General features: G+C 69.6%; 22 protein-coding genes. 8 read left to right on the top strand and 14 right to left on the bottom strand.

Translation table 11 applies throughout. From position 1 onward, the window contains the following. Window positions 1-98 precede the first annotated feature (98 nt). Both ACWDNU_RS07815 and ACWDNU_RS07810 read right to left on the bottom strand, forming a co-directional pair. The gene (locus ACWDNU_RS07815) at window positions 99-1493 is read right to left on the bottom strand and encodes a mycothione reductase (protein ID WP_449668218.1); all 1395 of its coding nucleotides are present in this window, start codon (window positions 1491-1493) and stop codon (window positions 99-101) included. 70 nt (window positions 1494-1563) lie between these two features. After that, window positions 1564-2424, bottom strand: a complete 861-nt coding sequence (locus ACWDNU_RS07810) for a M15 family metallopeptidase (protein WP_449668217.1) — start codon at window positions 2422-2424, stop codon at window positions 1564-1566. Window positions 2425-2596: 172 nt separating this feature from the next. Here ACWDNU_RS07810 and ACWDNU_RS07805 point away from each other — a divergent pair, with 172 nt between their 5' ends. Together ACWDNU_RS07805 and ACWDNU_RS07800 are read left to right on the top strand one after the other, a co-directional pair. Further along, window positions 2597-3415 (top strand): S1 family peptidase, encoded by an 819-nt coding sequence (locus ACWDNU_RS07805; RefSeq protein WP_370939342.1) that lies wholly within the window; start codon window positions 2597-2599, stop codon window positions 3413-3415. A gap of 20 nt (window positions 3416-3435) precedes the next feature. Next, entirely contained in the window at window positions 3436-3864 is a 429-nt protein-coding gene (locus ACWDNU_RS07800; RefSeq protein ID WP_370939341.1) for a GNAT family N-acetyltransferase, read from the top strand. A gap of 147 nt (window positions 3865-4011) precedes the next feature. On the opposite strand, the gene ACWDNU_RS07795 is transcribed toward ACWDNU_RS07800, so the two are convergent. The 4 genes from ACWDNU_RS07795 to ACWDNU_RS07780 all read right to left on the bottom strand — a co-directional run bounded on the left by ACWDNU_RS07795 (window position 4012) and on the right by ACWDNU_RS07780 (window position 10745). Next, window positions 4012-5178, bottom strand: a complete 1167-nt coding sequence (locus ACWDNU_RS07795) for an 8-amino-7-oxononanoate synthase (protein ID WP_449668216.1) — start codon at window positions 5176-5178, stop codon at window positions 4012-4014. Window positions 5179-6028: 850 nt separating this feature from the next. After that, the gene (locus ACWDNU_RS07790; protein WP_449668215.1) at window positions 6029-7759 is read right to left on the bottom strand and encodes a DEAD/DEAH box helicase; all 1731 of its coding nucleotides are present in this window, start codon (window positions 7757-7759) and stop codon (window positions 6029-6031) included. Between the two features lie 319 nt (window positions 7760-8078). After that, entirely contained in the window at window positions 8079-9035 is a 957-nt protein-coding gene (locus ACWDNU_RS07785) for a serine protein kinase RIO (RefSeq protein WP_449668214.1), read from the bottom strand. 186 nt (window positions 9036-9221) lie between these two features. Continuing rightward, a complete protein-coding gene (locus ACWDNU_RS07780) occupies window positions 9222-10745 on the bottom strand; it encodes an FAD-dependent oxidoreductase (protein ID WP_449668213.1) in 1524 nt (507 codons plus the stop codon). Window positions 10746-10837: 92 nt separating this feature from the next. Here ACWDNU_RS07780 and ACWDNU_RS07775 point away from each other — a divergent pair, with 92 nt between their 5' ends. Then, entirely contained in the window at window positions 10838-11440 is a 603-nt protein-coding gene (locus ACWDNU_RS07775; RefSeq protein WP_370939336.1) for a TetR/AcrR family transcriptional regulator, read from the top strand. A gap of 204 nt (window positions 11441-11644) precedes the next feature. Here ACWDNU_RS07775 and ACWDNU_RS07770 read toward each other — a convergent pair whose 3' ends face one another. Further along, complete coding sequence (locus ACWDNU_RS07770; protein WP_449668212.1) at window positions 11645-12631, bottom strand: aldo/keto reductase; 987 nt, start codon at window positions 12629-12631, stop codon at window positions 11645-11647. Window positions 12632-12714: 83 nt separating this feature from the next. Here ACWDNU_RS07770 and ACWDNU_RS07765 point away from each other — a divergent pair, with 83 nt between their 5' ends. Beyond that, window positions 12715-14235, top strand: a complete 1521-nt coding sequence (locus tag ACWDNU_RS07765; protein ID WP_449668211.1) for a phytoene desaturase family protein — start codon at window positions 12715-12717, stop codon at window positions 14233-14235. Window positions 14236-14265: 30 nt separating this feature from the next. On the opposite strand, the gene yaaA is transcribed toward ACWDNU_RS07765, so the two are convergent. Then, entirely contained in the window at window positions 14266-15009 is a 744-nt protein-coding gene (gene yaaA, locus ACWDNU_RS07760; protein WP_370939333.1) for a peroxide stress protein YaaA, read from the bottom strand. A gap of 66 nt (window positions 15010-15075) precedes the next feature. Between yaaA and ACWDNU_RS07755 the strand changes: the two genes are divergently transcribed. Together ACWDNU_RS07755 and ACWDNU_RS07750 are read left to right on the top strand one after the other, a co-directional pair. Beyond that, the gene (locus ACWDNU_RS07755) at window positions 15076-16041 is read left to right on the top strand and encodes a GNAT family N-acetyltransferase (protein WP_449668210.1); all 966 of its coding nucleotides are present in this window, start codon (window positions 15076-15078) and stop codon (window positions 16039-16041) included. Window positions 16042-16486: 445 nt separating this feature from the next. Then, complete coding sequence (locus ACWDNU_RS07750; protein ID WP_449668209.1) at window positions 16487-17200, top strand: hypothetical protein; 714 nt, start codon at window positions 16487-16489, stop codon at window positions 17198-17200. Window positions 17201-17227: 27 nt separating this feature from the next. On the opposite strand, the gene ACWDNU_RS07745 is transcribed toward ACWDNU_RS07750, so the two are convergent. After that, window positions 17228-17584, bottom strand: a complete 357-nt coding sequence (locus tag ACWDNU_RS07745) for a VOC family protein (protein ID WP_449668208.1) — start codon at window positions 17582-17584, stop codon at window positions 17228-17230. 124 nt (window positions 17585-17708) lie between these two features. On the opposite strand from ACWDNU_RS07745, the gene ACWDNU_RS07740 reads away from it, so the two are divergent. Together ACWDNU_RS07740 and ACWDNU_RS07735 are read left to right on the top strand one after the other, a co-directional pair. Then, window positions 17709-19457, top strand: coding sequence for a proline--tRNA ligase (locus ACWDNU_RS07740; protein ID WP_449668207.1), 1749 nt, complete (start codon window positions 17709-17711; stop codon window positions 19455-19457). Window positions 19458-19462: 5 nt separating this feature from the next. Next, a complete protein-coding gene (locus ACWDNU_RS07735; RefSeq protein WP_449668206.1) occupies window positions 19463-20464 on the top strand; it encodes a hypothetical protein in 1002 nt (333 codons plus the stop codon). Here the strand turns inward: ACWDNU_RS07735 and ACWDNU_RS07730 are convergent. The 5 genes from ACWDNU_RS07730 to ACWDNU_RS07710 all read right to left on the bottom strand — a co-directional run bounded on the left by ACWDNU_RS07730 (window position 20404) and on the right by ACWDNU_RS07710 (window position 26034). Then, window positions 20404-22575 carry a bifunctional lysylphosphatidylglycerol flippase/synthetase MprF gene (locus ACWDNU_RS07730; RefSeq protein WP_449668205.1) on the bottom strand — a complete coding sequence of 724 codons (2172 nt, stop codon included), beginning with the start codon at window positions 22573-22575 and terminating at the stop codon, window positions 20404-20406. The two genes, ACWDNU_RS07735 and ACWDNU_RS07730, sit on opposite strands and share 61 nt — an antisense overlap. A gap of 233 nt (window positions 22576-22808) precedes the next feature. Further along, the gene (locus ACWDNU_RS07725; protein ID WP_449668310.1) at window positions 22809-23510 is read right to left on the bottom strand and encodes a haloacid dehalogenase-like hydrolase; all 702 of its coding nucleotides are present in this window, start codon (window positions 23508-23510) and stop codon (window positions 22809-22811) included. 30 nt (window positions 23511-23540) lie between these two features. Further along, window positions 23541-23951 (bottom strand): YjbQ family protein, encoded by a 411-nt coding sequence (locus ACWDNU_RS07720; protein WP_037820381.1) that lies wholly within the window; start codon window positions 23949-23951, stop codon window positions 23541-23543. Between the two features lie 16 nt (window positions 23952-23967). Next, on the bottom strand, window positions 23968-24612 hold the full coding sequence (locus ACWDNU_RS07715; RefSeq protein WP_449668204.1) for a response regulator transcription factor: 645 nt from the start codon (window positions 24610-24612) through the stop codon (window positions 23968-23970). A 24-nt stretch (window positions 24613-24636) separates the two neighbouring features. Then, on the bottom strand, window positions 24637-26034 hold the full coding sequence (locus tag ACWDNU_RS07710) for a sensor histidine kinase (RefSeq protein ID WP_449668203.1): 1398 nt from the start codon (window positions 26032-26034) through the stop codon (window positions 24637-24639). Window positions 26035-26129 lie beyond the last annotated feature (95 nt).

Here is a 26129-nt window from a genome sequence, read left to right as displayed (position 1 = left end):
AGTCCCCGCACCTCCGCGAGAACACTAACAACGCGACATCCTTGTTACCCGATTCGGGAATCGCCTCCCCGCGAGATCAACTCTGGGTATCCCCGGGGTCAGTCGAGCGGCAGGTTCAGCAGCGCGTTCTCCACCAGTTCCGGCATCGCCGGGTGGATCCAGTACTGCCCGCGCGCCATCGACCGCGCGTCGAGGCCGAAGCTCATCGCCTGGATCAGCGGCTGGATCACCGTCGACGCCTGCGGGCCGATGATGTGCGCGCCCAGCAGCTGCCCGGTCGCCGGATCGGCGAGCAGCTTCGCGAAACCGGTGGTGTCCTCCATCGCCCAGCCGTAGGCGATGCCAGCGTAGTCCTGCTTCGAGACCACAAAGGACAGTCCGCGCTCGGCCGCCTGCTCCTCGGTCAGCCCGACCGACGCGACCTGCGGCGAAGTGAACACCGCGTGCGGCACGAAGCGGTGGTCGGCCTTGATCCGGTCGTCCGGGTGCGCCAGATTGTGTTGCACCACCCGGGCTTCGTGGTTCGCGACGTGCTTCAGCTCCAGCGGCGACGAGATGTCCCCGAGCGCGTAGATGCCTTCGACGGACGTCTGCTGGTAGTCGTCCACCACGACGTGCCCGCGCGCGGTGGTGGCGACGCCGGTGGCGCCCACGTCGAGCAGGTCCGAGTTCGGCTTGCGGCCGGTGGCGACCAGGATCAGGTCGGCCTCGACGGTCTCCGCTCCCTGCGGGCCTTCGAGATCCAGCGCGACGCCGTTGTCCGTGCGGCGCGCGCGAACCGTCTTGCGGTCCAGCCGGACGTCGAACCGTTGCGAAGCCAGTTCGGTGAACCGGGCGCTGACGTCCGCGTCCTCCTGCCGCAGCAGGGCGCCGGAGCGGTTCACCATCGTGACCGCGACGCCGAACGACGCGAAAACGTGCGCGAATTCCGCCGCGATGTAGCCGCCGCCGAGGATGACGATCCGCTCCGGCAGCGCGTCGAGCCGCATGATCGTGTCGGAGGTGTAGTAGCCGGTTTCGGCCAGCCCCGGCACGTCCGGGATCACCGGCCGCCCGCCCGCGGCGAGCACGAACCGGTCCGCGGTGACGACCTCGTCGGTGCGGCCGTCGGCGAAGCTGACGCGCAGCTCCTTCATGCCGGTGAACCGGCCCTCGCCGCGGTAGACGTCGACGTTGCGGTTGTCTTCGTGGTTCTCGCGGTACTGTGCGCCGCCCTCGGCGATCGGGTCGATCCGGCCGAAGATCCGGTCCCGGATGTCCGGCCAGCGCACCGCGGTGAGCTCCTCGTCCACGCCGAAGCGCGAGCTGCCCGCGGGCGTCGCGGCGACGTCGGCGGCGTAGACGAACATCTTCGTCGGGATGCAGCCGACGTTCAGGCAGGTCCCGCCGAACACGCCCTTCTCGACGATGGCCGTCCGGAGGTCGGCGAACTCCGGCCCGAGGATCGAGTTTCCCGATCCGGTCCCGATGATCACCAGGTCGTAGTGCGGCACGGCGGTCCTTCCCGAAAGCGGTCTGCTGCCAGCCTAGTCAACCCCGGCGCCCCGCCCCGGTGTTCCCGGATCACTCGCCGTTGGCTGTGAAATGCATCCGGTCGACCGGCGACTTCCACGCCCCGCCCCACTGCCAGCCCGCTCCGGCGAACGCGCGCACGATCGGCCCGTCGGCGGTGACCATCCCCGGCCGCACGTTCGCGCGGTCCAGGTAGGCGGACGCCAGCTCCGGGACGACGAGGTCGTCCTTGGTGTAGGGGTTGCAGAACGGATTGACGTCCACCGCGAGCCCGTACGCGTGCGCGGACCAGTTCTTCTGCCCGCGCATCGGACGGCAGACGAACGCGCTGGTGTTGTTGCCGTCCCCGGTTGGCGGCGCGTTGAGTTCGGCGGGGGAGGTGATGCGCATTTCCTCGATGGGGAACTGCTGCGCGTACAGCTCGCTGAACGCTTTCACCACCGCCGAGGCACCGTCCTTGTTGACCAGCAGCTCGCCGGTGTGCGCGCGATGGTCGAAGCCCCAGAAGGAAAGCGTGACGTAGCGGAGGTCGGCCGACGACACCGGGCACGCGGCCTGCCAGGTGCTGCGCTTGAGCACGGTGTCGGGGACGTCGGCGATCTTCGCGGTGTACGTCGTGCTCGTCGGCGGCGGAAGGAAGTCCCGAGTCGGCAGCGAGCGGTTCACCAGTTCAGGTGGAGTCGGCTGGATCTCGCCGAAACCGTCCGGGCGCAGCGGCAGCGGACGAGCACCCACCTGCCAGGTGACGGCGGGCGCGCTCGTCGCTGTCCGAGTTGCCGGAAGTGTCGGACTGGCCGGTGCCGACGGCGCGCTCAACGGGCTCGGCGGGGGAGCCGCCGGGGTGCTCGTGGCACATCCGGCCAGCAAGAAGACTGTCAGCGCGCTGGCCGTCGCGGCTGTTATCCGTCGCATGACTCCACCTAAGCGAATGCGCCCGGTGTATAGAGAGTCCACCCGTTCCAGTGACACCGTTTTGGGCTTGGCCCGTTTAGGGTAATCGCGGCCGTGTGTGCACGCGCCGGAGTCAGTTGATTCCTGAGCGCGTCCAGGCTGTGCTGTCGTAGTGCCGATGAAGGGAAAGCCCATGCCCGCGAAGTTCCGTCGTCCGGTCCTGCTCGCGGCGGGGACGCTGCTCGCCGCCGGGATCGCGGTCCCGGTCGGCTCGGCCTGGGCGTCGACGCCTTCCGACCCCGGCTCGCACGCGCAGCCGCGGATCGTCGGCGGCAGCGAAGCCTCGCTGGCCGACCATCCGTACGCGGTGTACCTCACCGACCAGAGCGGTTCGCAGTTCTGCGGCGCGGTGATCGTGAGCCCGTCCGCGGTCGCGACCGCCGCGCACTGCGCGAAAGCCCTGCCGAAGTCGTCGGTCCACGTGGTCGCGGGCCGCCAGGACAAACGCGGCGACGACGGCGTGGAACTCGGCGTCTCGCGGGTCTGGGTGAACCCGGACTACAGCGACCCGACCAAGGGCGACGACATCGCGGTCCTGACTGTGCGCGGACGGCTGCCTTACCGCGCGGCGAAGCTCGCGGGCAAGAGCGACCAGTCGCTGTACGCGGAAGGCACGCAGGCGACCGTGCTCGGCTGGGGACGGCTTTCCGAAGGGGGCGAGCGGTCGGACGTGCTGCGCAGCGCCCAGGTGCCGGTGGTCAGCGACTCCACCTGCAAGACGGCCTACGACACCTACGACCCCGCGAGCATGGTGTGCGCCGGGTATCCGCAGGGCGGCCAGGACGCGTGCCAGGGAGACTCCGGCGGCCCACTGGTCGAGGGCGACACCCTGGTCGGCATCGTGTCCTTCGGCGACGGCTGCGGAAAGCCGGGCAAGCCCGGGGTGTACACGCGGGTTTCGCAGTTCTCGGACGACATCGCGGCGCAATCCCAGGCGCGGCTTTTCGGCTGAGCTGTGTTAAGCAGGGTGGTGTGACGACTCTGCACCGCGCCGCTGGGCCCGACCTCGCCGCTGCCGACCTGTACGAGATTCTCCGGCTGCGGTCGGAGGTGTTCGTGGTGGAACAAGACTGCGTGTACGCCGACATCGACGGGCGCGATCTGCTTCCGGAGACGCAGCACCTGTGGCTGGCTTCCGACACGGAGATCCTCGCGTACCTGCGAGTGCTGGCCGAGCCTGGCGGTGGGCGGATCGGCCGCGTGGTGACGGCGAAGTCGGCGCGGGGCCAGGGGTTGGCGGCGCAGTTGATGGCTGCGGCGTTGGACGGTGCGGAGGGCGAGTTCGTGCTGGACGCGCAGACGTATGCGCAGGGGCTCTACGCGCGGTTCGGGTTTGTGGCTGAGGGTGCGGAATACCTTGAGGACGGGATTCCGCACATCACCATGCGTCGTCCGGGTTAGTCGCGAGGCCTGGGTGTCTGCCTGGTCGCGATTGGCCCGGCGCAGTAACGGTGCCGTCGAGGAGCACGTGCTGGATCCGCAGGGGCTTTATGCGCTGTTCGGGTTCGTCGCCGAGGGGTTCCCGCGCAGCACCATGGGCCGCTGCGGTCAGCCGCGGGGAGCGGTCGCCGAGATCACCTTCACCGCGCGGTCGACGTCCGCCTCCGACAGGTCCGCACGGGCGGTGAGACGCAGCCGGGAAACGCCGTCCGGCACCGCGGGCGGACGGGCGCAGCCGACCTGGATTCCTTGCTCCGCACAGGCTTCCGCCCACGCGGCAGCGGCTTGCGGCGACGGCGTCTGCACGGCGACAATCCCGGCTTCCGGCAGTTCGACCGGCACGCCAGCGTTCTTCAGCCCCATCGCCAGGTTTGCGGCGTTCTCGATGACCTTCGCCGGCAGCTCCGGTTCGGATTTGAGCACCTGCAACGCGGTCAACGCGGCGGCGGCGCTGGCCGGGGCGAGGGCGGTGTCGAAGATGAAGCTGCGCGCGGTGTCGACGAGATGCCGGATCACCCGGCGCGGACCGACGACGGCGCCGCCTTGCGCGCCAAGGGCATTGGAGAGTGTCAGCGTGGTGACGACGTCCGGCGCGGACGACAGCCCCGCAGCGTGCACCGCGCCCCGGCCGCCTTCGCCGAGGACGCCGAAGCCGTGCGCGTCGTTGACCACCAGCGCGGCACTGTGCGTACGGCAGATTTCGGCGAGTTCGCCCAGCGGCGCGAGTTCGCCGTCGGCGGAGAACACCGAATCGGTGACCACAATCGCGCGCGGTTTGCGGCGCGTGGCCAACGCGTGCTTGATCGCCGACGGGGTCGAGTGCTCGACGGCCGCGATGTCCGCGCGGGACAGCCGGCAGCCTTCGACCAGCGACGCGTGGACGTACTTGTCGGTGACGATCGCCGATTCGGCCCCGGAGAGGGCCGTCACCGCGCCGAGGTTCGCGGTGAATCCGGAGGAGAACACCAGCGCCGCTTGGGCTCCGCAGAACCGGGCGAGCTCGTGTTCGAGCTCCGCGTGGAGTTCGGTGGACCCGGTGACCAGGCGCGATCCGGTCGCCCCGGCGCCCCAGCGCAACGCGGCCGCGGCGGCTGCCCCGGCGACGCGCTTGTCCCGGGCGAGGCCGAGGTAGTCGTCGCCCGCGAGGTCGAGCACGGCGTGCTGCGCCGGACGCGGAGTCAACCGCCGGGAGAGACCGGCTTCCGCGCGCCGCTGGCCTTCGGTTTCAGTCCAGTCGAAGACGTTCTCAGGCGGCAGCGGCGGAGTGTCAGTCACCCAGGCAGTGTCGCATCCGGCCGGGTAGCGCGTTTGCCACCCCCGCCTCGGCGATGGCGGGAAGCGGGGCGGGGCAACGGAAACCAGGTTGGTTCGGCGGCTTCGGGTGTGGCTGGTTGGTGGAGCGTGGTCGGCCGGGGGTGGCGCTGTTCGGCGACGGCTGGTGCGCTGGGCGGGGCTTGCTCAGTAGCGGCCACTGCGGCTGATGGCTGGCTGGTGGAGCGTCGTTGGCCGGGCGAGGTGTTGTTCGGTGGCGACTGCGGTGCTGGGCGAGGTCCTGCTTGGTACCGGCCGCTGGATTTCGGGTGTAGCTGGTTGGTCGAGCGTGGTCCGCCTGGCGTGATGGTGTTTGGCGGCGATTGCTGTGCTGGCGCGGTCTGGCTCGGTGGTCACCGCTGTGGCTTATGGCTGGCTGGTGGAGCGTGGTCGGCCGGGCGAGGCGTTGTTCGGCGACGGCTGGTGCGCCGGTCGAGATCGTGTCCGGTTGTGACTGCTGCGGCAGGCGAGGCATTGCTTGGCAGCGACTGGCTGCGCTGGACGAGATGCTGTTCGGAGGCGGCTGTCCGGGCGAGCGTGGCGTGTTCGGCGACGGCCGCTGGGGCAAGCGCGCTGGTGTTGCGCAGCGACTGTCGCGCCGCGCGTGATGCCTTTAGGCGACGACAGCTGCGGTGGGCGAGGCCCCGTCCGGCAACGGCGGCTGAGCCGGGCGCGATCCGGGGTGCGGTGACTGGCGCGAGGCTGGCAGCGAGCCGGGCCGTTGCGGTGCGCGAACCGGCCCGGTGCCCGGAGCCTGCCGGAAACGAAGAACGGCCCCGCCGAAGCGGGGCCGTTCTCAGCGTTCAGACGTCACTCAGGCGTCGTGTCCGCGGCGCGGGCCGCGGCTCGGGCGGCCGAAGCCGCCGCCGGCGCGGGACTGCTTTCGGCTGCGGCTGTAACCGCCGCCGCCGTGGTTTTCACGGGAGCCGTAGCCGCCTTCGCGGGCGTAGCCGCCCTCGCGACCACCTTCGCGCGAGTAGCCGCCTTCGCGACCGCCCTCGCGGGCGTAGCCGCCGTCGCGCGAGCCGCGGCCCTCGTACGAGCCACGGTTGTAGCCGCCTTCGCGGGAACCACCGCGGTCGTCACGCGAGCCGTAGCCGCCACGGTCTTCTCGGGAGCCGTAGCCGCCGCGGCCGCCGTCGCGGGAGCCGCGGTAGCCGCCGCCCTCGCGCGGGCCGCGGAAGCCGCCTCGGTCGCCGCCGCCGAAGCCTCGGCCGCCGGAGCGGCGCGGGGACTCCCGGCGACGCTCCACGACCGGCTCGCCGCTCGGTTCGCGGGCGCCGGTGATGCGCGACAGGTCCTCGTCGTGGGTGCGGATCATCGTGGTCTCGGCGCGCACGCCGGCCCGGTCGGTCATCCTGCGGACGGTGCGCCGCTGGTCGTGCGTCACCAGGGTGACGACGATGCCGGACGCGCCCGCCCGGGCGGTGCGGCCCGCGCGGTGCAGGTAGTCCTTGTGGTCCGCGGCCGGGTCGACGTGCAGCACCAGCGAGATGTCGTCCACGTGGATGCCGCGCGCGGCGACGTCGGTGGCCACCAGGACCGCCGCGTGGCCTTCCTTGAAGTCGGAGAGGACGCGGTTGCGCTGGCCCTGGGTCTTGCCGCCGTGCAGGGCCACCGCGTGCACGCCGCTCTCTCGCAGCCGCTCGGTGAGCCGGTCCACGTGGTGCTTGGTGCGCACGAACATGATCGTGCGGCCCTCGCGGGCGCCGATCCGGGTGATGATGTCCTGCTTGTCGGAGTGCGACACCTGGAACAGGTGGTGGTCCATGGTGGTGACGCTCGCCGTCGACGGCGCGACCGAGTGCGTAACCGGGTCGGCCAGGTACTGCCGGACCAGCTTGTCGACGTCGCCGTCGAGCGTCGCGGAGAACAGCAGCCGCTGCCCGCCGGGAGGGGTCAGGTCCATGATCTCGCGGACCTGCGGCATGAAGCCCATGTCGGCCATCTGGTCGGCCTCGTCGAGCGCGATGAAGTTGCAGTCGCCGAGCGAGGCGGTGCCCTGGCGGACGTGGTCCGACAGCCGGCCCGGGGTGGCGATCAGCAGGTCGACGCCGCGGGCGAGCGATTCGGCCTGGCGGCCGAAGGACATGCCGCCGACCGCGGTGCGGCACCACAGGCCGAGCGACTTGGCCAGCGGGGTCAGCGAGTCGGCCACCTGCATGGCCAGCTCGCGGGTCGGGACCAGCACGAGCGCGCGGGGGCGCTTCGGGCGGGCCTTGCCGCCGTCGAGCCGGGCCAGGATGGCCAGGCCGAAGGCCAGCGTCTTGCCGGAACCGGTCTGGGCGCGGCCCAGCACGTCGCGGCCGGCCAGCGCGTCCGGGATGGTCGCGGACTGGATCGGGAACGGCGAGTCGATGCCCGCCTCGGCGAGCGCCCGCAGCAGCGGCTCGGGCAGGCCCAGCTGGGCGAAGGTCTTCACGGCGGGGGTCTCCACCGTGTCGTCGTGGAGAACGTCTCCACCGGCCGGCCGGTGCCGCGGCTTGCGCTCGGGGCGGCCCGCTCGGGAGCGGGCGGACTGGCCGGAGTCGTACGTGATCGTCACAAATGCCTCTCGGACGTGGCACGTCGCAAGGAGGCCCGGGCTGCCCGCGCGCAGGCAGGGCAAGATGGTGTGGCGATGGGCGTTCACAGGGACGGACCCGGTGCGCCGAGCCATGGCGTGGCACACCGACGGAAATTGCTTCGGATGGCCGCGAGTCCTTCTGCGGACTGTGGAGGCGACGGACACCAACTCATCCACGCCGCCGTTGCGGTCTTGACACACTGTACCTGAGAGAGAGCGGTTGCCCCGCACCCAGGTGCGCGGTTGTGGGCGGGGTCGCAGGTGTGCGCTGCGGCACATCGCGGCCCCGCCCGTCCGCTCAGCCGAGACCGGCCGCGTTTTCCAGTTCCCGCACCAGGTCATCGGTGTCGGTGACCTGTTCGGACAGTCCGCGGCCGCGGAACCAGCCGGCGAGGTTCGCGACGTCGCGGGCGAGGAATTCCCGGCCGCGCGGGTTCGCGATCACGTCGACCGCCTGGGGAAGGTCGATCACCATCAGGTGACCTTCGTGCACCAGGAGGTTGTACGCGGACAGGTCGCCGTGCGCGAGCCCTTGTCCCGCCAGGAGTTCCAGCGCGGACACGGCCTGCTCCCACAGGTCGGCCAGCTCGTCCGGTTCCGGCCGCAGTTGCGCCAGCCGCGGCGCGGCGGTGCCGTCGGATTCGCCGAGGAATTCCAGCAGGATCTCGGTGCCGTGCCGCTGCACCGGATACGGCACTGGCGCGCCGATCGTCCACAAGCGACTGAGGACGGCGAACTCCGCCACCGCCCACTGTTCGGCGATCAGGTTGCGGCCGAACGAGGTGCGCCCGGCCATGGCCCGCATCTCGCGGGACCGGCGCATCCGCCTCCCTTCGAGGTAGCCCGCGTCGCGGTGGAACAGCTTGTGCTCGTCTGAGCGGTATCGCTTGGCTGCCAGCAAAACGCCGTCTTCGCCGGGAAGATTGCGGCGCAGCAGATGGACATCCGCTTCTTTGCCGGTCTTGAGCACGCCGAGGTCGGTGTCGACCGCGGCGAGTTCGGTGACCACCCAGTCCGGCCGCGGATGCGGACCCTGGTCGGCGTCGTCCCAGTTGGTCCATCGGTCGGCGCCGTCGGGCAATTCGGTTTCGGTGTAGGCGTCTTCGCGAAGCTGGGAAAGCCGGACTCGCTCGGCTTCGGTGAGCCGTCCCCGGCGGGCCGGGGCAGGCCCGTCGTCGTAGCTGGGGCGACGGCGCATCCGGCGGTCGGTGAAGTCGGAGGCGTCGGCAAATTCGTCGAAATCGTGCTCGCGCACTGGTGGGTTCTCCTAGATCAGGGTGCCCACCGGGCGAGCGCGTGCTCTAGCCGAGGCGGGCGGGCGGAAGAGGGCAGGACAGCGCCCGGACAATCTCCACGACGCACCTCCCTTTCTTCCGGCAGCCGACGGCAACCCGCCGGACGCCGCTCACTGTGCCGCCCGCCTCGAACCCGCGCAACTCATTTATTTCGCCCCCGCCCAGCGCGCTAGTGCGGCGTCGAGGAGTTTCTGGTCGTCGCTCCCGGAACTCGCCCACACGATCACCCCGTCCGGCCGGACGAGCAGGCTCGGTTCACCCGCCGGATCGGCGACGTACGCGAGCCGGTCGGCCAAGCCGGACACCGCGAACCGGCCGTCGGCGGAGCGGTCGACGAGCACGAACCGGCCGTCGTGCGCGTGGTCGGCGAGGCGGGTGCCGGACGTCAGTTCGACGTCCCCGGCGATCGAGCCGACCGGTTCGGCGGTGTTGTCGGCAGTGCCGGACACGTCGTAGCGCTGCAGGATTCCGGACGACAGCGCGACGATCCGGTTCATCGCGGCGGGCACCCGGAGCAGTTCGCCGCCGACGATCTTGCGCAGTTGCTCGGTGCGTCCGTCTCCGCGCAGGAGCGCGACCTGAGCGCGGGTCCAGTCGAGGACGCCTGCGCCGACCGGGTGGCGTTCGGTTTCGTAGGTGTCGAGCAGTCCGGCCGGAGCCCAGCCCTGGACGGTCGCGGCGAGTTTCCAGCCGAGGTTCGCCGCGTCGCCGAGGCCGAGGTTCAGGCCCTGTCCGCCGAGCGGGGAGTGGACGTGCGCCGCGTCGCCGGCCAGGAACACGCGGCCTTGCCGGTAGCGCCGCGCCTGGCGTGCGTTGTCGGTGAACCGCGTGGCCCGGCCGCGGATTGCGGTGATGGTGACCGGCACCCCGGTGACGTCGCGGACGGCTTCCTGCAGCTCTTCGACCGACACCGGAACGTCGCGATCCTCCGGCGGCTGCCGGAACCGGCTGAGGAAGATGCGGCCGGGAACCGGGCCGTACGCGTAGACGCCGCGCGGTGTCCACGTCCAGCCGGGACGCAGGCCGCTCGCGTCTTCGAAGTCTGCGATGGCCTGGTAGCCGGTCATTTCCGGGTCGGTGCCGTCGAACTCGATGCCGAGTTGCTTCCGGATGATGCTCCGCCCGCCGTCGGCCGCGACGAGCCAGCTCGCGGTGAACTCGCCCGCGCTCGTTTCGACCGTCACGGATTCGTCGGAGGCGCGCACGCCGTGCACTTCGACGCCGCGTCTGAGGTCGACGCCGAGCCGGGCGCAGTGTTCGGCGAGCATTTGCTCGACTTCCTGCTGCGGCACGCCGAGCCCGTTCGACACCGCCCGGTGCGCGGCGAGCACGGGGTCGTTCTGATCGATCAGGTCGTTGTCGAACAGGAATCCGGCGAAGTGCCCGGCGGCCAGGAACCGCCGCCCGCCCCGTTTGGCGGCCTCGACAGTCGGGCCGAATTTGCCGACCGACGCGAGGAACCGCTGCTGCGCCGCCTCCGCCGCGGGCAGCAGGCCGCGCCGGTCGAGCAGTTCGGCGCTGGCGACGTTGACCGACCCGGCCTTGATGTTCTGGTCCGGTTCCTCCAGCCGGTCCAGCACGGTCACTCCCACCCCGCGCAGCGCGAGCTCCCCGGCGAGGAACAACCCGGTGGGTCCTGCCCCGGCGACGATCACCTCAGTCCGCTCCATGACCTTCTCCCCTTTACCCTTGTCCGACGGCTTAACCAAGTGTGCTTACTGAGTAAGCTTACCGGATAAAGGCAGCACGGGAGGGTGAACTCATGCCTAATCGCGGCGATCGGGGCGGGGCCAAGACGCGGGCGCGGATCGCCGAGGTCGCGACCGGGCTGTTCCTGGAGCGCGGGTTCGACGCGGTCACGATCGCCGACGTCGCCGCCGCGGCCGGGGTGTCCAAGGTGACGGTGTTCTCGCACTTCGAGCGCAAGGAAGACCTGCTGCTGGACCGCTTGCCGGAGGCGATCGAACTGGTGCGGTCGGCGGTCCGGGCGCGGACTGGCGGCGTGGTCGAGGCGCTTCGACAGCTCGCGCTGCGGTTGACGGAGGAGCAGCACGTGCTGTCCGGCATCGGCGGCGACGTCGGGCCGCTGATGCGGACGGTCGCGGAGTCGCCCGCATTGATCGCGCGGCTGCGGGCGTTCGGGTACGAGATGGAGTCCGAGCTGGCCGGGGAACTCGCCGCGGACGCGCGGTTTTCCGGGGACGCGGCGCTGACCGCCGCGTTGGTGGTGGCGGCTTACCGGACGGTGGCGGTGGCGACGATCCGGCGTCGGCTGGCGGGGGAGGATCTGGCTGCGCTGGCGGAATCGCACCGGGAGCGGCTGACGGAGGCGTTCGACGTGGTGGAGCGCATGGTCAGCGAGTGAAGCCTGGCCGGGTCTCGCCTCGCTAAGAGATCGGCTGCCCGGCACCAAGCCCGTCGCCGCGGGCAGTATCGGGCGAGTTGGCGGGCGGCGTCGGCTCCGGCCAGGTTGTCCCCGAATCCGACGTCGAGCGAGATGCAGATCGCCGCCGGGAAAACCGATCGCCGAGGCGACGCCGGACAGCGGGCGGCCAGCGTCGCCTCGAAGTCAGCGGTTGACGAACGCGAGGTGTGCCGCGTCGTAGCGCTCGCCCGCGAAGTTCTCCGGCGCGGCGACGGTCTCGATCGCGGCGAGGTCGTCGGCGGTCAGATCGACGGTCAGGGCCGCGAGGTTTTCCTCCAGGTACTGCTTCCGCCGCGTGCCCGGGATCGGCACGACGTCCTCGCCGCGCGCCTGCACCCAGGCCAGCGCCAGCTGTCCGGTCGTGACCTCCTTCGCGGCGGCCAGCTCCTCCAGTTTCGCCACGATCGCGAGGTTCCGGTCGAGGTTGCCGTCGGCGAAACGGGGCTGGTAGCGCCGCACGTCGTTGTCCGCCATCGTTTCGGTGGAGCGGTAGCGGCCGGTCAGGAAGCCGCGGCCGAGCGGGGAGAACGGGACGATGCCGATGCCCAGTTCGCGGCAGGTCGGCGCGATTTCGGCTTCCAGATCGCGGGTCCACAGCGACCATTCGCTCTCCAGCGCGGCGATCGGGTGCACCGCGTGCGCGCGCCGGACGGTCTGCGCGCTCGCCTCGGAAAGCCCTAGGTGCCGGACCTTTCCGGCCTGCACCAGCTCCGCCATCGCGCCGACGGTTTCCTCGATCGGCACGTCCGGGTCGACGCGGTGCAGGTAGTACAGGTCAATGTGGTCGACGCCGAGCCGCTGCAGGGAGGCTTCGCAGGCCTGGCGCACGTAGGCAGCGTCGCCGCGTACCTGGGTCGGTTCGCCGAGACGGCTCGCGATGCCGAATTTGGTGGCCAGCACTACCTCGTCGCGGCGGCCGGCGATCGCGCGGCCGATGAGTTCCTCGTTGTGGCCGGAACCGTAGAAGTCAGACGTGTCAAGGAAAGTCACGCCGAGGTCGAGTGCGTGGTGCAGCGTTTCGATCGACTGCGCGTCGTCCGTCGCGCCGTAGCCGTGGCTCATTCCCATGCAGCCCAAGCCCTGTGCGGAAACCGTCAGTCCGCCGAGGTTCCGGGTCGGGACGTCGGTCATGGTCGCTCCTTCTGCGCCGGATCTTGTCGTTGGCGACGCTAAGACCTGGAGTGCGCTCCGGGTCAAGCATTAGGCTCGCGGCGGTGGACTACGACGCGGTGATCGTCGGCGGCGGGCACAACGGGCTCGTCGCCGCTGCCTATCTGGCCCGGGCCGGACGGTCGGTGCTGGTGCTGGAACGACGTGCGGAGATCGGGGGCGCGGCGGTGTCGTTCCGCGCTTTTCCTGGTGTGGATGTTCGGCTGTCGCGGTATTCGTATCTGGTCAGCTTGCTGCCGAGGCGGATCGTGGCTGAGCTGGGGCTGGACATCCAGCTGCGGAGGCGGCGGATGTCGTCCTATACGCCGGTCGGCGACACGGGTCTCCTTGTCGACACGGGAGATGACGAGCGGACTGGGGCGTCGTTTCGTGCGGTTACTGGGTCGGCGAAGGATTATGTTGCCTGGCAACGGTTTTACGCTTCGGCGGCTCGGATGGCTGGGGTGACGTTCGATTCACTGACTGAGCCGTTGCCTGCGCGGGCTGAGCTGCGTCGGCGGATTGGCGATGACGAGGCATGGGAGACGTTTTTCGAGCGTCCGGTCGGGGAGACGCTGCGCGGGTCGTTCGAGGACGACGTCGTGCGCGGGGTTGTGCTCACTGATGCGTTGATCGGCACTTTCGCCTCCGCGGACGACGAGCAGCTTCGGCAGAACCGCTGCCTGCTCTACCACCTCATCGGCAACGGCACCGGGGACTGGGACGTTCCGGTCGGCGGAATGGGCGCGGTCACCGATGCGCTCGCGGACGCGGCCCGTCGCGCTGGAGCGAGGCTGGTCGCCGGCGCGGAGGTGCGGTCGGTGACGCCGGACGGCGAAGTTCTTTACCGCGAAGGCGATACGGAACGCGTGGTGACCGGCGGGCACGTGCTGGCGAATGTCGCGCCGCGCACGCTCGCCCGGTTGCTCGGCGAGGAGCCCGCGGAGTCGCCGGAGGGGGCCCAGTTGAAGGTGAACATGGTGCTGCGGCGGTTGCCCCGGTTGCGTGACGCGGCAGTCGATCCGCGTGCCGCGTTCGGCGGGACCTTCCACGTCAACGAATCGTTCGCCCAGCTGGAAACTGCTCATCGGGAGGCCGCGGCAGGCCGGGTCCCGACGGTGCCGCCGTGCGAGATCTACTGCCATTCGCTGACTGATCCGTCGATCCTCGGTCCGGCTGAACGAGCGGCCGGGGTGCAGACGCTGACGTTGTTCGGCCTGCACATGCCGGCCCGGCTGTTCGAAGCGGACAACGACGGTGCGCGGGCGGAGGCGTTGCACGCCACGGTGGCGTCGCTGGACAGCGTGCTCGCGGAGCCGATCTCGGACTGCCTGCTGCTCGACGGCGACGGAAACCCGTGTATCGAAGCCAAAACGCCGCTGGATCTGGAGGCGGAGCTGGGCTTGCCGCGCGGGCACATCTTCCACCGCGACCTGTCGTGGCCGTACGGCGACGACGAGACGGCGGGGACGTGGGGCGTCGAGACCCGGCACGAGCGGGTGTTGCTGTGCGGGGCGGGCGCGGTTCGCGGCGGCGGGGTGAGCGGGATTCCCGGGCACAACGCGGCGATGGCGGTGCTCGGCTGAAGATCCCGCGCGTGACTCGTGGGCGCCGGTTCAGTCGGTGAGCAGTTCCAGCGCGTGGTCGCCGGTGCGTTCTACGGTCAGGCCTGCTTTGGTGATCACCCGCACTAACTGGTCCACAGAGGACGGTTCGCTTCGCGAGGTGGCCAGTACGGCGGCCAGTTTTCCTTTATAGGCCTTGTTGAAGTGGCTCACCGTGGTGCGGTTGCCGTTGGCGTCTTCGGTGACTACTCGGACGGTGACTGCGTCCGCGCGCAGTTTGGCGAAGGCGGCGTACGTGCCGGAACGGAGGTCCACGATCAGGCCTTCGACCTCGTGCAGTACTGGTTCCAGGACCGGCTTCCACAGGCCTCGGACGGTGCCCAGCGCGGGCACTGTGTTGCCGCCCGAGAGGCGGTAGGCGGGGATGGGGTCGGTGGCCGCGACGACGCCGAACAGGGAGGACGTGACGGCCAGTCGTTGCTGTGCTTTGGCCAGGCCGGCGCGGGTGAAGCTTTTGACGTCCAGTGCGTCGTAGAGGACGCCGGTGTAGCGGCTCAGCGCGGGCATCGTCGGGGAGGTCCAGAGCTGGGCGTTGCGGGTGACCTCGTCGGCTTGGCGCGCGGAGATGCCCAGCGCGGCGAGGCTCGCGGGGACGTCGGCCGCGAGTTCGACCAGGGCGTCGGCCAGCTTGGCGCGCACCGGGTTCAACTCGGGGAACGACAGCGCGTCCAGGTCCAGCGGCGCGCCTTTGCCGCCGTCGGCCTTGGTTTCTGAAGGGGGGAGGAGCACCAGCACCCCCGGAGCGTAACCGCCGGGTAATCCAGGTGCGTTGGCCGTGTGCCGCTCCTTACTCTGGCTCGCATGGAACTCACCTGGCGCCCGCTCACGCTCGCCGACGTCGGCGAGGTCACCCGGCTCTGCGCGGTCGCGGAGGAAACCGACCGCACTGGCGAGCACTGGGACGAGGGCGACGTGCGCCAGGAACTGTCGGGTCCGTCGGTCGATCTGCCTGGAGCGAGCATCGGTGCTTGGGACGGGGCGCGGCTGGTGAGCTATGCGTTGGTCATTGCCCGCGACGCCGCTGATCCGGTGCATCAGCCGCATGTCGCAGCGCTGACTGACCCGGAGTATCGGACCGACGAGGTCGCTTCGGCGCTGACGGAGTGGCTTGTGCGCACGGCTCGGACCGTCCACGCGCGGCACTTCCCGGAAGCGAAGCTGGAACTGCACGCTGGCGCGCACGAGAACGAGCATTGGTACATCTCGCTGCTGGAGCGCGGCGGGTTCAAGCAGGAACGCACCTTCGTGGAGATGCGCGCGGACCTGGCCTCGCTGCCCCCGGCCCCGGAGCTTCCGGACGATCTTCCGCTGGTCGCCTGCGAGAAACGCTACGACGCGCTGGTGCTCGACGCGCGCAACGCCGCGTTCGCCGGGCACTGGGGCAGCACCTGGCTCTCCGCCGACGAGTGGGAACACCGGTTTCGCGGCAACAAGGACTTTCAGCCGGACCTGTCGTTTCTCCTCCTTTCCCCGGAGCGGGACCGGGTCGTGGCGTTCGTGATGTCGTCGTTCTACGAGGCGGACGCGGCGGCGACCGGAGTGCGCGAGCTGCATGTCAACTACGTCGGCACCCTGGCGGAGGCTCGCGGCCGGGGCCTGGCGTCGGCGCTGCTGGCACACACCCTCGAGGCCGGTCGCGCGGCTGGCTTCGAGAGGTCGTCGCTGTCGGTGGACGTGGACAACACCCACCGGGCGCTCGCTGTTTACGAACGGTGCGGGTATCAGGCGGCTGAGCGGAATTACGGGTACGTTTTGCCGCTCGGCTGACCGTGGTTCGGGGCAGCCTAGTGCCGACGCTGCTCGCCTTGGGTGACATGTGCGGCGCTCTGGGTAGTAATTTCCTGTCCAGTCGCCGCTTCTTGCGGGTTGCTCGGTGCGTGGCCATCCGCTGGATCTCTGCTAGCTGAGCACATGGTCGGCTGGTGGTCAGCAGTCGGCCCTTGTGGACTCCCTTCAGTGCGTGTACCTCGCAGGTGCACGACACGTCCCCTGCGTGCGCTTCTGTGCAGCGCCCTTTGCGCTTTCGCCGGTCTGCGGGCTGGATCCTGCAGGCTGTGTGCCTGGTCTGTCATACAGTGAGTTTTTGGTCCGAAAGCAGGGGGGCTAGGGAATGCGGAGGTACTGCGACTGTCCATACATGCGGGAGAAAAGGGCTACTGGACGCCGACTGCGTCGAGCACTTTTCATCGCCATTGGCGGGTATCTATCCGGAATGGCCGTACTTGCACTTATACGTGCTCTCGGTTACCTGTCTGGTGACCTGGTCGCTCTAATCAGTCTCGGGCTTCTCGTCGCAGCCGGCTTGGTTTGGCTTGAACTAGCTCAGGAGCGCCGCCCTCCGCTGCACTGGCGCACTCTGAGTCCCAGTGACGGCTTCTCAGGGGCGGCGTTTCCGCTGTTCTGTGCCTACAGTTGGCACGACACCTTCGTCAACGCCCTCAACGGTTGGGCGTTGACGATCACTGTGGTCGCAGCGACGCTGGTGTTCTGCTTCGTCGCTCTGGAGTTCGTCCTTAGAGTGCCCCAACGAGTGATCGACTACCGGCAGGTGCTGTTTGGCCCGATGACCGAGAAGCATCGCCGATTCGACTATTACGCACGACGCCATGAACTCTTCTGCTTGGCTGGCGAAGACCAGGCGCGGAAGGCGAGAATCCGCAGGCGGGCGCTACGAGCCGCGAAACGGCGCAAGGCAGCGCGAGAAAAGGTGTGGCTGAGCAAGTTCGACCAGAACGTTCTCGTGCCATATACGGATACGTCGATGTGGCTCGCGGCGTATACGATCAGCGCGAGTGTGTTCGCCCTCCTCGTTCAACATGCGCAGCCAGGACCGCTGACAGCGCAGCTGCTCTTTGTTCCGATGGCGCTGATCCCGCCGTTCTCATATGTCTGGCGGCGGGTAACCGCCTCCGCGCGGGCGGTCTAACGTCGCTCAGCCACCCTCACTCAATCCTCAATGCGCCCCCTTCGCGGACACACAAAACACATTCCCCTCCGGATCCTCCAGCACCGTCCACTCCAGCCCGGGCACCTGATGCCGCCCCAGCTCCACCGCACCAAGCCCGACCAGTCGCCGGACCTCGGCCTCCCGGTCGTCCGCGCCGAAGTCCACGTGCACTCGGTTCTTCCCGCTCCGCGGCTCCGGCACCCGCTGCAACCCCAGCCGAGGCCCGCCCGCCGCAGGACCCTCCAGCATCACGAACTCGCCGTAGTCCGCCGCCACCGAAACGCCCAGTGCCGCTGTCCAGAACTCCGCCAGGCGCTGCGGCTCGGCGCAGTCGACGGTGATCATGCCCATCTCCAAACCCATGCCCGCACGCTAACCGCGACCACCGACAAAAACGGCACTCGCCGATAACCCGCATGCGTCGAGGCCCGGGGGTTGACTACTCTGTGCGAAACGTCTAAGGCCCGCTCAGCGCAGGGAGTTCCCAGTGATCACCAGGATGTCGTCGTTGTTCCTCCGCACGCTGCGCGAGGATCCGGCGGACGCCGAAGTGCCCAGCCACCGGCTGCTGGTGCGCGCCGGCTACGTCCGCCGGGTCGCCCCGGGTGGTTACTCGTGGCTGCCGCTCGGCCTGCGGGTGCTGCGCCGGGTCGAGGAGACCGTGCGCGAGGAGATGAACGCGATCGGCGCGCAGGAGATCCAGTTCCCCGCGCTGCTGCCCCGCGAACCGTACGAGGCCACCAACCGCTGGACCGAGTACGGCGACAACCTCTTCCGCCTCAAGGACCGCAAGGGGGCCGACTACCTCCTCGGCCCGACCCACGAGGAGCTGTTCGCGCTCACCGTGAAGGGGGAGTACAGCTCCTACAAGGACTTCCCGGTCACGCTGTACCAAATCCAGACCAAGTACCGCGACGAGGCGCGCCCCCGCGCGGGCGTCCTGCGCGGCCGCGAGTTCGTCATGAAGGACTCCTACTCCTTCGACCTCGACGACGAAGGCCTCGAGCGTTCCTACCAGGCCCACCGCGACGCCTACATCAAGCTGTTCGACCGCCTCGGCCTCGAGTACGTCATCGTGGCCGCCACGTCCGGCGCGATGGGCGGCTCGGCGTCCGAGGAGTTCCTCGCGGTCGCGGAGAACGGCGAGGACACCTTCGTCCGCAGCACCGAATCCGGCTACGCGGCGAACGTCGAGGCCGTGGTCACGCCCGTGCCCGCCGCCCGGCCGCTCGAAGGCCTGCCCGAGGCGCAGATCCACCACACCCCGGACACGCCGACCATCGAGACCCTCGTCGCGTTCTTCAACGCCGCCGGGCTCGGCCGCGAGTTCACTGCCGCGGACACGCTGAAGAACGTCCTGGTCAAGACGCGCCAGCCGGGCGCGAAGGAGTGGGAGCTGCTCGGCATCGGCGTCCCGGGCGACCGCGAGGTGGACTTCAAGCGTCTCGAAGCGGCGCTCGAGCCCGCCGAGGTGGAGCTGCTCGAGGAAGCCGACTTCGCGAAGAACCCGTTCCTCGTCAAGGGGTACATCGGCCCGAAGGGGCTGCAGGAGAACGGCGTCCGCTACCTCGTCGACCCGCGCGTGGTCGAAGGCACCGCCTGGCTGACCGGCGCCGACAAGCGCGACCACCACGTGCTCGACCTGGTCGTCGGCCGCGACTTCACGCCGGACGGCACCATCGAGGCCGCCGAGGTCCGCGAGGGCGACGCGTCGCCGGACGGACAGGGCACGCTCGTCGCCGCGCGCGGCATCGAGATCGGGCACATCTTCCAGCTCGGCCGCAAGTACACCGACGCCTTCGAGGTCGACGCGCTCGGCCCGGACTCCAAGCCGGTCCGGATCACTATGGGCTCCTACGGCGTCGGCGTCTCCCGCCTGGTCGGTGTGCTCGCCGAGCAGAACCACGACGAGCAGGGCCTGGTGTGGCCGCGCGAGGTCTCGCCGTTCGACGTGCACGTGGTCATCGCGGGCAAGGACGAGACGGTGCGCGAGGGCGCGGAGAAGATCGCCGCCGAACTCGACGCCGCCGGTCTCGAAATCATCCTCGACGACCGCAAGGCCACCCCGGGCGTGAAGTTCGCCGACGCGGAACTGGTCGGCGTCCCGACGATCCTCGTCGTCGGCCGCGGCCTCGCGAACGGCCTGGTCGAGGTCAAGGACCGGCGCACCGGCGAACGCGAGGAAATCGCCGTCGACTCGGTCGTCGACCACCTCGCGAAGCTCGTCCGCGGCTGAAGCCCGTGGGCTGGTTCGGACGCAAACGGCGCGACGACGGCGGGTACCAGGACAACGCCGCGCTGAGCGGCTTCGGCGGGTACGAGCCGTCCGACGCGCCGAAGTTCCCGAGCGCCGGGTACGAGAAAACAGCGCCGAAGCCGTCCGAACCAGCCCCGCAGCCGCAGGGGACTCCGCCGCCTGAAGAGGGCGCGGATCCCCTGCGGCAAAGCCTCACCCCGGCGCAGCTCCGGCGATCCACGCCCCGCAAAACCAATCTCCGGCTGGTGAAGGCGGTCCCGATCCTCATCATGATCGGGATATTCGGCTACAACATCTTCTCCACGAAGAGCCACCATTCCGCCAGCACGGACGACACTCCGCGCGCCCCGCGCACCTACCAGCCGGACCCCAAGGTGGTCGTGCCGCCGGTGGTCGCGGGATGGCAGTCAGTGCCGGGCAAAGACGGCAGCTACGCGTACGACGTGCCGCCGTCTTGGGAACCGGCGCCGACCACGCTGCACGGCTGGGACCCGGTCGCCGGATCGCCCGGGATCAACCTGACCACCAGTGCGTTCCTCGGCAAGGGCAGCTGCAAGGAAGACCCGGTCGGCCAGGTCGGCGGCGCGGGGTTCACCACCGAGAAGACCAGCGACGCCGCCGAAGCCGCCCGCAAGGCGGTCACCGACCTGGGCATCAGCGCGTACACCGGCGAAGGCGCTCCGGCCGCGAAGGTGACGCCTGGCGCGCCGGAGAAGACCGAGGTCAAGATCGAGAACGAAAGCCGCGAGGGCACACTCGTGGTCGCCGAGGTGGCCCCGAGCAACGCGCCGTGCCAGCCGCAGAGCGTGCTTGTCGGAGCACTCGCGCTCAAAGCCGGCGACAGGTCGGCCGTGCTGGTCGCGTACTCCGAACAAGGCCGCCCGGGCTCCGCGTCCCGAGACGACCTCGTCCGGATCCTGCACAGTTACCGCGGCGTCCCGGCCGCGGACCGGTCCACGACCACGCCGCCGCCGACCACGCGCTGACGCCGCAGCGCCAGCTTCGCGAAGTCCATCAGCCCGGCGTTCGGCAGATACGCGCGGCCCAGGGCGATCCCGATCCGCGGCAGATCGGCCTCGTCGCGGTAAGCGAGGTACAACGGCTCGTGCCGCGGCTGGAACTTCGCCTTGAACGCGTGCAGGGAACGGAATCCGTAGTACGGCTCCATCATCGAACCCAGCGCGTCCAGCATCCGGTCGACCATCTGCCGCGGCGTGCTGTCGTTGCTGCGGACCAGCGGCGCGCCCGAGAGCGACACGAACTTCGCGCCCTCCTCGCGGAACGCCAGGCAGGTCGAGGCGATCAGGAATTCCATCACCGGCCGGAATCCGCCCGCGCGGCGGCGCATCACGTCGAGCGTCCAGCCGCCGACTTCGCCGTCGCCGGTGTGCACCGGCAGCCACGACGTCACGCCGTGCACCGTGCCGTCCGCGTCGACCGCGAGGCCGACCCGCGTCGCCGGGTCCATCGCCTGGTCCACGCCGCCGAGCGTGAAGCCCATCTCCGGAAGGCCCTTGTCGCAGATCCATTCCTCGGACAGCGCCCGCACCTGTTCGCGGATCGACCACGGCTGTTCGGCCAGTCGCACCAGCCGGAACTCGATGCCGTCCTTCTTGGCGCGGTTCAGCGCGGTCCGCACGTCCTGCCAGGCCTTGCCGCGGAATTCGAGGTTTTCCAAGTCCACCAACGTGTCCTCGGCGACCTGGACGTGCTGCCAGCCGAGTTTCGTGGTCTGCGCGACGGTCCCGGCGGTCGCCGAGAACACGCACGGCACAAGCCCGGTGTTCTCGCACATCGCGGAGAACTCCCGCAGCGTGCGGTCGCTCGTCCCGTCTGGTGCGACCGGGTCGCCGAGTGCCACCGCGACGCCGGCGTGCCGCTGGTACGCCAGGTACGACGTGCCGTCGGAGGCGACGAAGTAGGTGTTCTGCGGCCAGGTCGTCATCCATGAGATGGTGCTGCCGCCGTTGCGGCCCAGCAGAAGCCGCGCGAAGGCCGGGTCCGGTCCGCCGCGGAAGATCTTGCGCCGCCTGCGCCGCGAGGGAACGCGGAACGCGCGCCGGGCCGAGATCAGCAACACCAGCTCGACTGTCCACAAGAGATTGTCCACGATGAACAGCGGCGGGCTGCTGAGGTCGTAGTCCTCGCGGATCAGTTGCGTGATCGCGACGAGCCCGGCGAGCACCGCCATCTGCGACGCGGCGAGCACGCACAGCGCGATCGCGCACCGCCAGGCGAACCGCGAACCGCGGCGCAGCCCGTTGAGGATCGGCACCGCGACGATGCACAGCGGGAGAAGTTCGTTGCCGGACAACGAGATCGAGTCCGACGAGCCGAACGGGCCGTCGCCCGGGACCAGCCACATCACCACTTCGGCGACGACCAGCAGCACCAACCCGGCGGACGCGAGCAGCCGCCATTCGCGCAGCGACGGCTTGTTGGCGTTGCGTGCGGCGGGCCCGGCGAGCCGTCGGCCCAGCGGCAGCGCGAGAACGAGCGCGAAGAAGTGCACGAGGTCGGCGAGGGTGCCGACATAAACGATCGCTACTCCGGCGTACACGCAAAGCCCGGCTCGCAGCCGCAGCCGCCACGGCGTGCGCAGGGTGGCGCTGGTGATGGCGATCGCGGCGAGCGCGCCGCCGGAGAAGCCGACGTCGAGCGTGCCGGAGATCCGGTCGGCCCAGGCCCAGCCGGAATTGCGGGAAAGTTCGAGGAATTGCACCGCGACGATCGTCGACACCAATTGCCCGCCGATGGTCACCGCCATCGCTCGCCGGGTGCCCAGGTGCCATTCGGCGAACCCGGCCATCAGCGCGAAACTTCCCGCCATCGGCAGGTAGAACCACGGGCGCAGGGCGTAGAACGGCCCGGTGAACAGCGTCCACCAGCGGCCGTGTTCGAGCGACGGGAGGCCGTAGGCGTAGTAGTGGAAAGCGTGCTGGTGCTCGGCGGCGTGCCAGAGCGAGCCGGTCGCGACCCCCACGATCATGATCGCGAGCACGACGGTCGTCGTGAACGGGATCCGGTTCCACAGCACCGCTAGCCGTCCGCGTGCCTCTCCGGCCACGAGGCCGGTTCCCCCCTGTGCGATCGTCATGGGGAAAGTTTGGCGCGGCGATCTTAAGCGGTCATCGCCCGTCGGACCTACTTCTCCCCCTAAGGGACTGCTACCCCAGGGGGACCCGACCCTGGCCCCAAGACTGACCTTCGTCGAAGGTCAACGCGCTGACCAGGGAAAACAGGTTGGCATTCGGCTCAGGCGAGGCTTATCCGACTCGGAACAGGGGTTGACAGGGATGTCGCCCGAACGAGTGATCCAGGTCGCTTGTCTCAGGGCAGTCCGAGCACCGCGGCGCGGACCGCGGACAGATCGGCGAGGTCCGGCAAAACCCGGTGTGCGCCCGCTTCGGCCAGTTGCCCGGCGGAAAACCGGCCAGTGGCAACGCCGATCGCCACCGCGCCGTATTCGAGCGCCGCATCGATGTCGTTCGGAGTATCCCCGAGAATCACCACGGTTTCCGCGGGAAATTCCTTGCCGTGCTTCGCTTCCGCGGCTTTGACGGCGTGCGGGACGAGATCCGCGCGGCGCGGCGAAAGCGAACCGTAGCCGCCGATCTCCAGATCGAGATGCTCGTCGAGACCGAGCGCGGCGAGTTTGTGCCGCGAGATCTCCGGCAGGTTTCCGGTGACGAGACTCTGCACGACGCCGTCGGTCTTGGCGAGATCGGCGAGCACGGCCGCCGCGCCGTCGAGCGCCCGGCCTTCCTCGGGAAGCGTTTCCCGGGCGCGTTCGACGGCAGCGATCAACTCCCGCCACATCCGCTGGATGGTGTCCTCGTCCGGTTCGATCCCGTGCATGCTCAGGACGTCGGCGGTGATCGCGCGCTCGGTCCGGCCGCCGAAATCCGGGTGCGTGCGGAACTGCGCCCCGGTCGCCGCCGCCAGCGCCGAGCCGTACCAGCCGACCCCGAGCCCGGTGTAGTCGACGAGCGTGTGGTCGATGTCCCAGAGCACCAGCCGGTGCGCGCGAATGGCTGTCACGTCCGCGATGCTACGGCGGGATCAGCCGGTGAGGTAGCTGAAGCGGACCCGGCGGACGGGGTTGTCGACGTTGGTGTCCACCAGGCACACCGACTGCCAGGTGCCGAGCAGCAGCACGCCGCCGAGCACCGGCACGGTCGCGTACGGCGGGAGGAACGCGGGAAGCACGTGGTCGCGGCCGTGTCCGCCGGTGCCGTGCTGGTGGCGCCAGCGATTGTCCCGGGGGAGCAGGTCGTCGAGCGCGGCGAGGAGGTCGTCGTCGCTGCCCGCGCCGGTTTCCAGCACCGCGAGCCCGGCCGTCGCGTGCGGCACCCACACGTGCAGCAGGCCGTCGGTGGCATCGGCGTCGCGCAGGAACCTCTCGGCCTCCCGGGTCAGGTTGTGCACGACGGCGGTGTTTCCGGTGTGCACCTCGATCTCGGTGGAGTACATACCGTCAGGGTAGGCGTCAGGAATCGAGATAGCGGAGCACGGCGAGGACGCGCCGGTTGTGCCCGTCCGACGGGGGCAGGCCCAGCTTGCCGAAAATGCTCGTCACGTACTTCTCCACCGAGCCCGCCGACAGGAACGCCTCGGCCGCGATCGCCGAGTTCGACCGGCCTTGCGCCATCAATCCGAGAATCTCGCGTTCGCGCGGGGTCAGCTCGGCGAGCGGACCGGCCTGGCCGGTGGTCGCGAACAGCTGGCGGACGACTTCCGGGTCGAGCACCGTCTCGCCCTTGGCGACGCGTTCCAGCGCGGTGAGGAAGTCCGACACCTCGGCGACGCGGTCCTTCAGCAGATAGCCGACCGCGCCCGCTTCTCCGGCGAGGAGTTGCTTGGCGTAGTTGGTTTCGACGTACTGCGAGAAGACGAGGATCGCGCAGCCTGGCCGTTCCGCGCGCAGGTCTATTGCCGCGCGCAGGCCTTCGTCCGTGTGGGTCGGCGGCATCCTTATGTCCACAATGGACACGTCGGGCTGGTGCTCGCGGACGGCGGTTCGGAGGTCGTCGGCGTTCTTCACTGCCGCTACTACCTCGTGGCCGCGCAGGCCCAGGAGTTCGGCTAGGCCCTGGCGCAGGATTGCCGAGTCCTCCGCGATCACGATCCGCACTGTTTCCCCCTCATTTCACCGAGTTTAGCGGGGCAGCGGGAGTGTTGCGGTGACTACGGTCGGGCCGCCGTTCGGGCTCGAAACGGTCAGCTCGCCGTCGGCCGGGCGGAGTCGTTCGGCGATTCCGGACAGTCCGCCGCCGGGGATGACCGCGGCGCCGCCGGGGCCGTGGTCGACGACGGTCAGCCGCAGCACGTCTTCGCGGTCTTCGACCAGGACTGTGCATCGTCCGGCACCGTGTTTGGACGCGTTGGTCATGAGTTCGGCGGCGGCGAAGTAGACGATTGTCTCCAGTGACGGGGGTGGGCGGCGGCTTAGTTCTACTGCGACGGTCGCGGAAAAGTCGGTTGAGCTGGCCAATGTGGACAGTGCGAGGCTCAAGCCTTTGTCGAGCGCTGCGGGGTGGATGCCGCGGGCCAGGTCGCGGAGTTCGATGAGGGCTTGTTTGGCGTTGCTGTGGGCGGTGTCGACGAGGGTGCGGATTTGGTCGAGGTTGACGGAGTCGGCGGCTAGTTCTTCTTTTGCCAGGCCGAGTTTCATTGCCATGGCGACTAGTTGGGCCTGGGCGCCGTCGTGGAGGTCTCGTTCGATGCGGCGGAGTTGTTCGGCTGCTTCGTCTAGGGCAGTGGCTCGCGTTTCTTCGAGGAAGCGGACTCGTTCGCGGAGGCCTGGGTCGGCTGTCAGAGTGCGGAGGAGGAGGCGGTCGACTTCGGTGAGGAGGTGCACTACGGCGGGCCAGACGGTCAGGACGGCGATGCCGAGGAGGCACCAGCCGAGGGAGCCCAGCCAGCTGAAGCTCCCGATGTTGAAGACCGGCAGGCGGTGGCCGGGCCTGGTCTCGAGGAGCCAGGTGAGCGGGTAGGTGAAGGAGGCCAGGCCGAAGAAGCCGAGCGCGCCTGCGCCGATCATGGCGAGGAGGCCGAAGGGGAGGCGGACCAGGAGGTAGGCGACGGAGCGCCAGGCTGTTCGGTCGCCTAGGCGGGCGGTTAGCCAGTTCCAGAGGCCTGGGTTGAGGTCGGTTCTTGGTGGGGGTGGGAGGGAGATTCCTAGGAGTTTTGTGGCTAGGCGGCGGTGTAGGCCGGTGAAGAGTCTTGCTCCGCGGAGGACGGCCGTGAGGATGAGGAATCCGGCGAGGACGGGGGTCAGGGCTATGCCGACGGCTGTTCCGGCCAGGAGGAGGACTACTGAGAGCAGGGGGAGGGGGCCGGTGATTGCCAGCCAGGCGGTTTCGCGGAGGGCTTGGCGCGGGGTGGCGGGCCATAGGCGGCGGAGTAGGGCTGGGTTCACCGGGTGACCTGGGGTGCCGGGGTGTGGGTGGGTGGTCACGTGGTTGAGTTTGCCGCGTTTTGGGGGTGAGGGGTACGGGGCTGGCTTGTGTGGTGGGGCGGGGGGTAGCCCTACCTCGTCGCCTGGCGGCGACATTGCGCACGGTGGTTGCGTGGGGCACCCCGAAGCTTGAGTGTGCTGACGGTCTGGGGGTGCTTGTCAAGGCGGGAAAGATGCCTTGACAAGCACCC

Source organism: Amycolatopsis sp. NPDC003676 (assembly GCF_053587275.1).
Note: the sequence above shows the minus strand (reverse complement) of the source record. Positions and strands in the feature narration are given on the sequence as shown.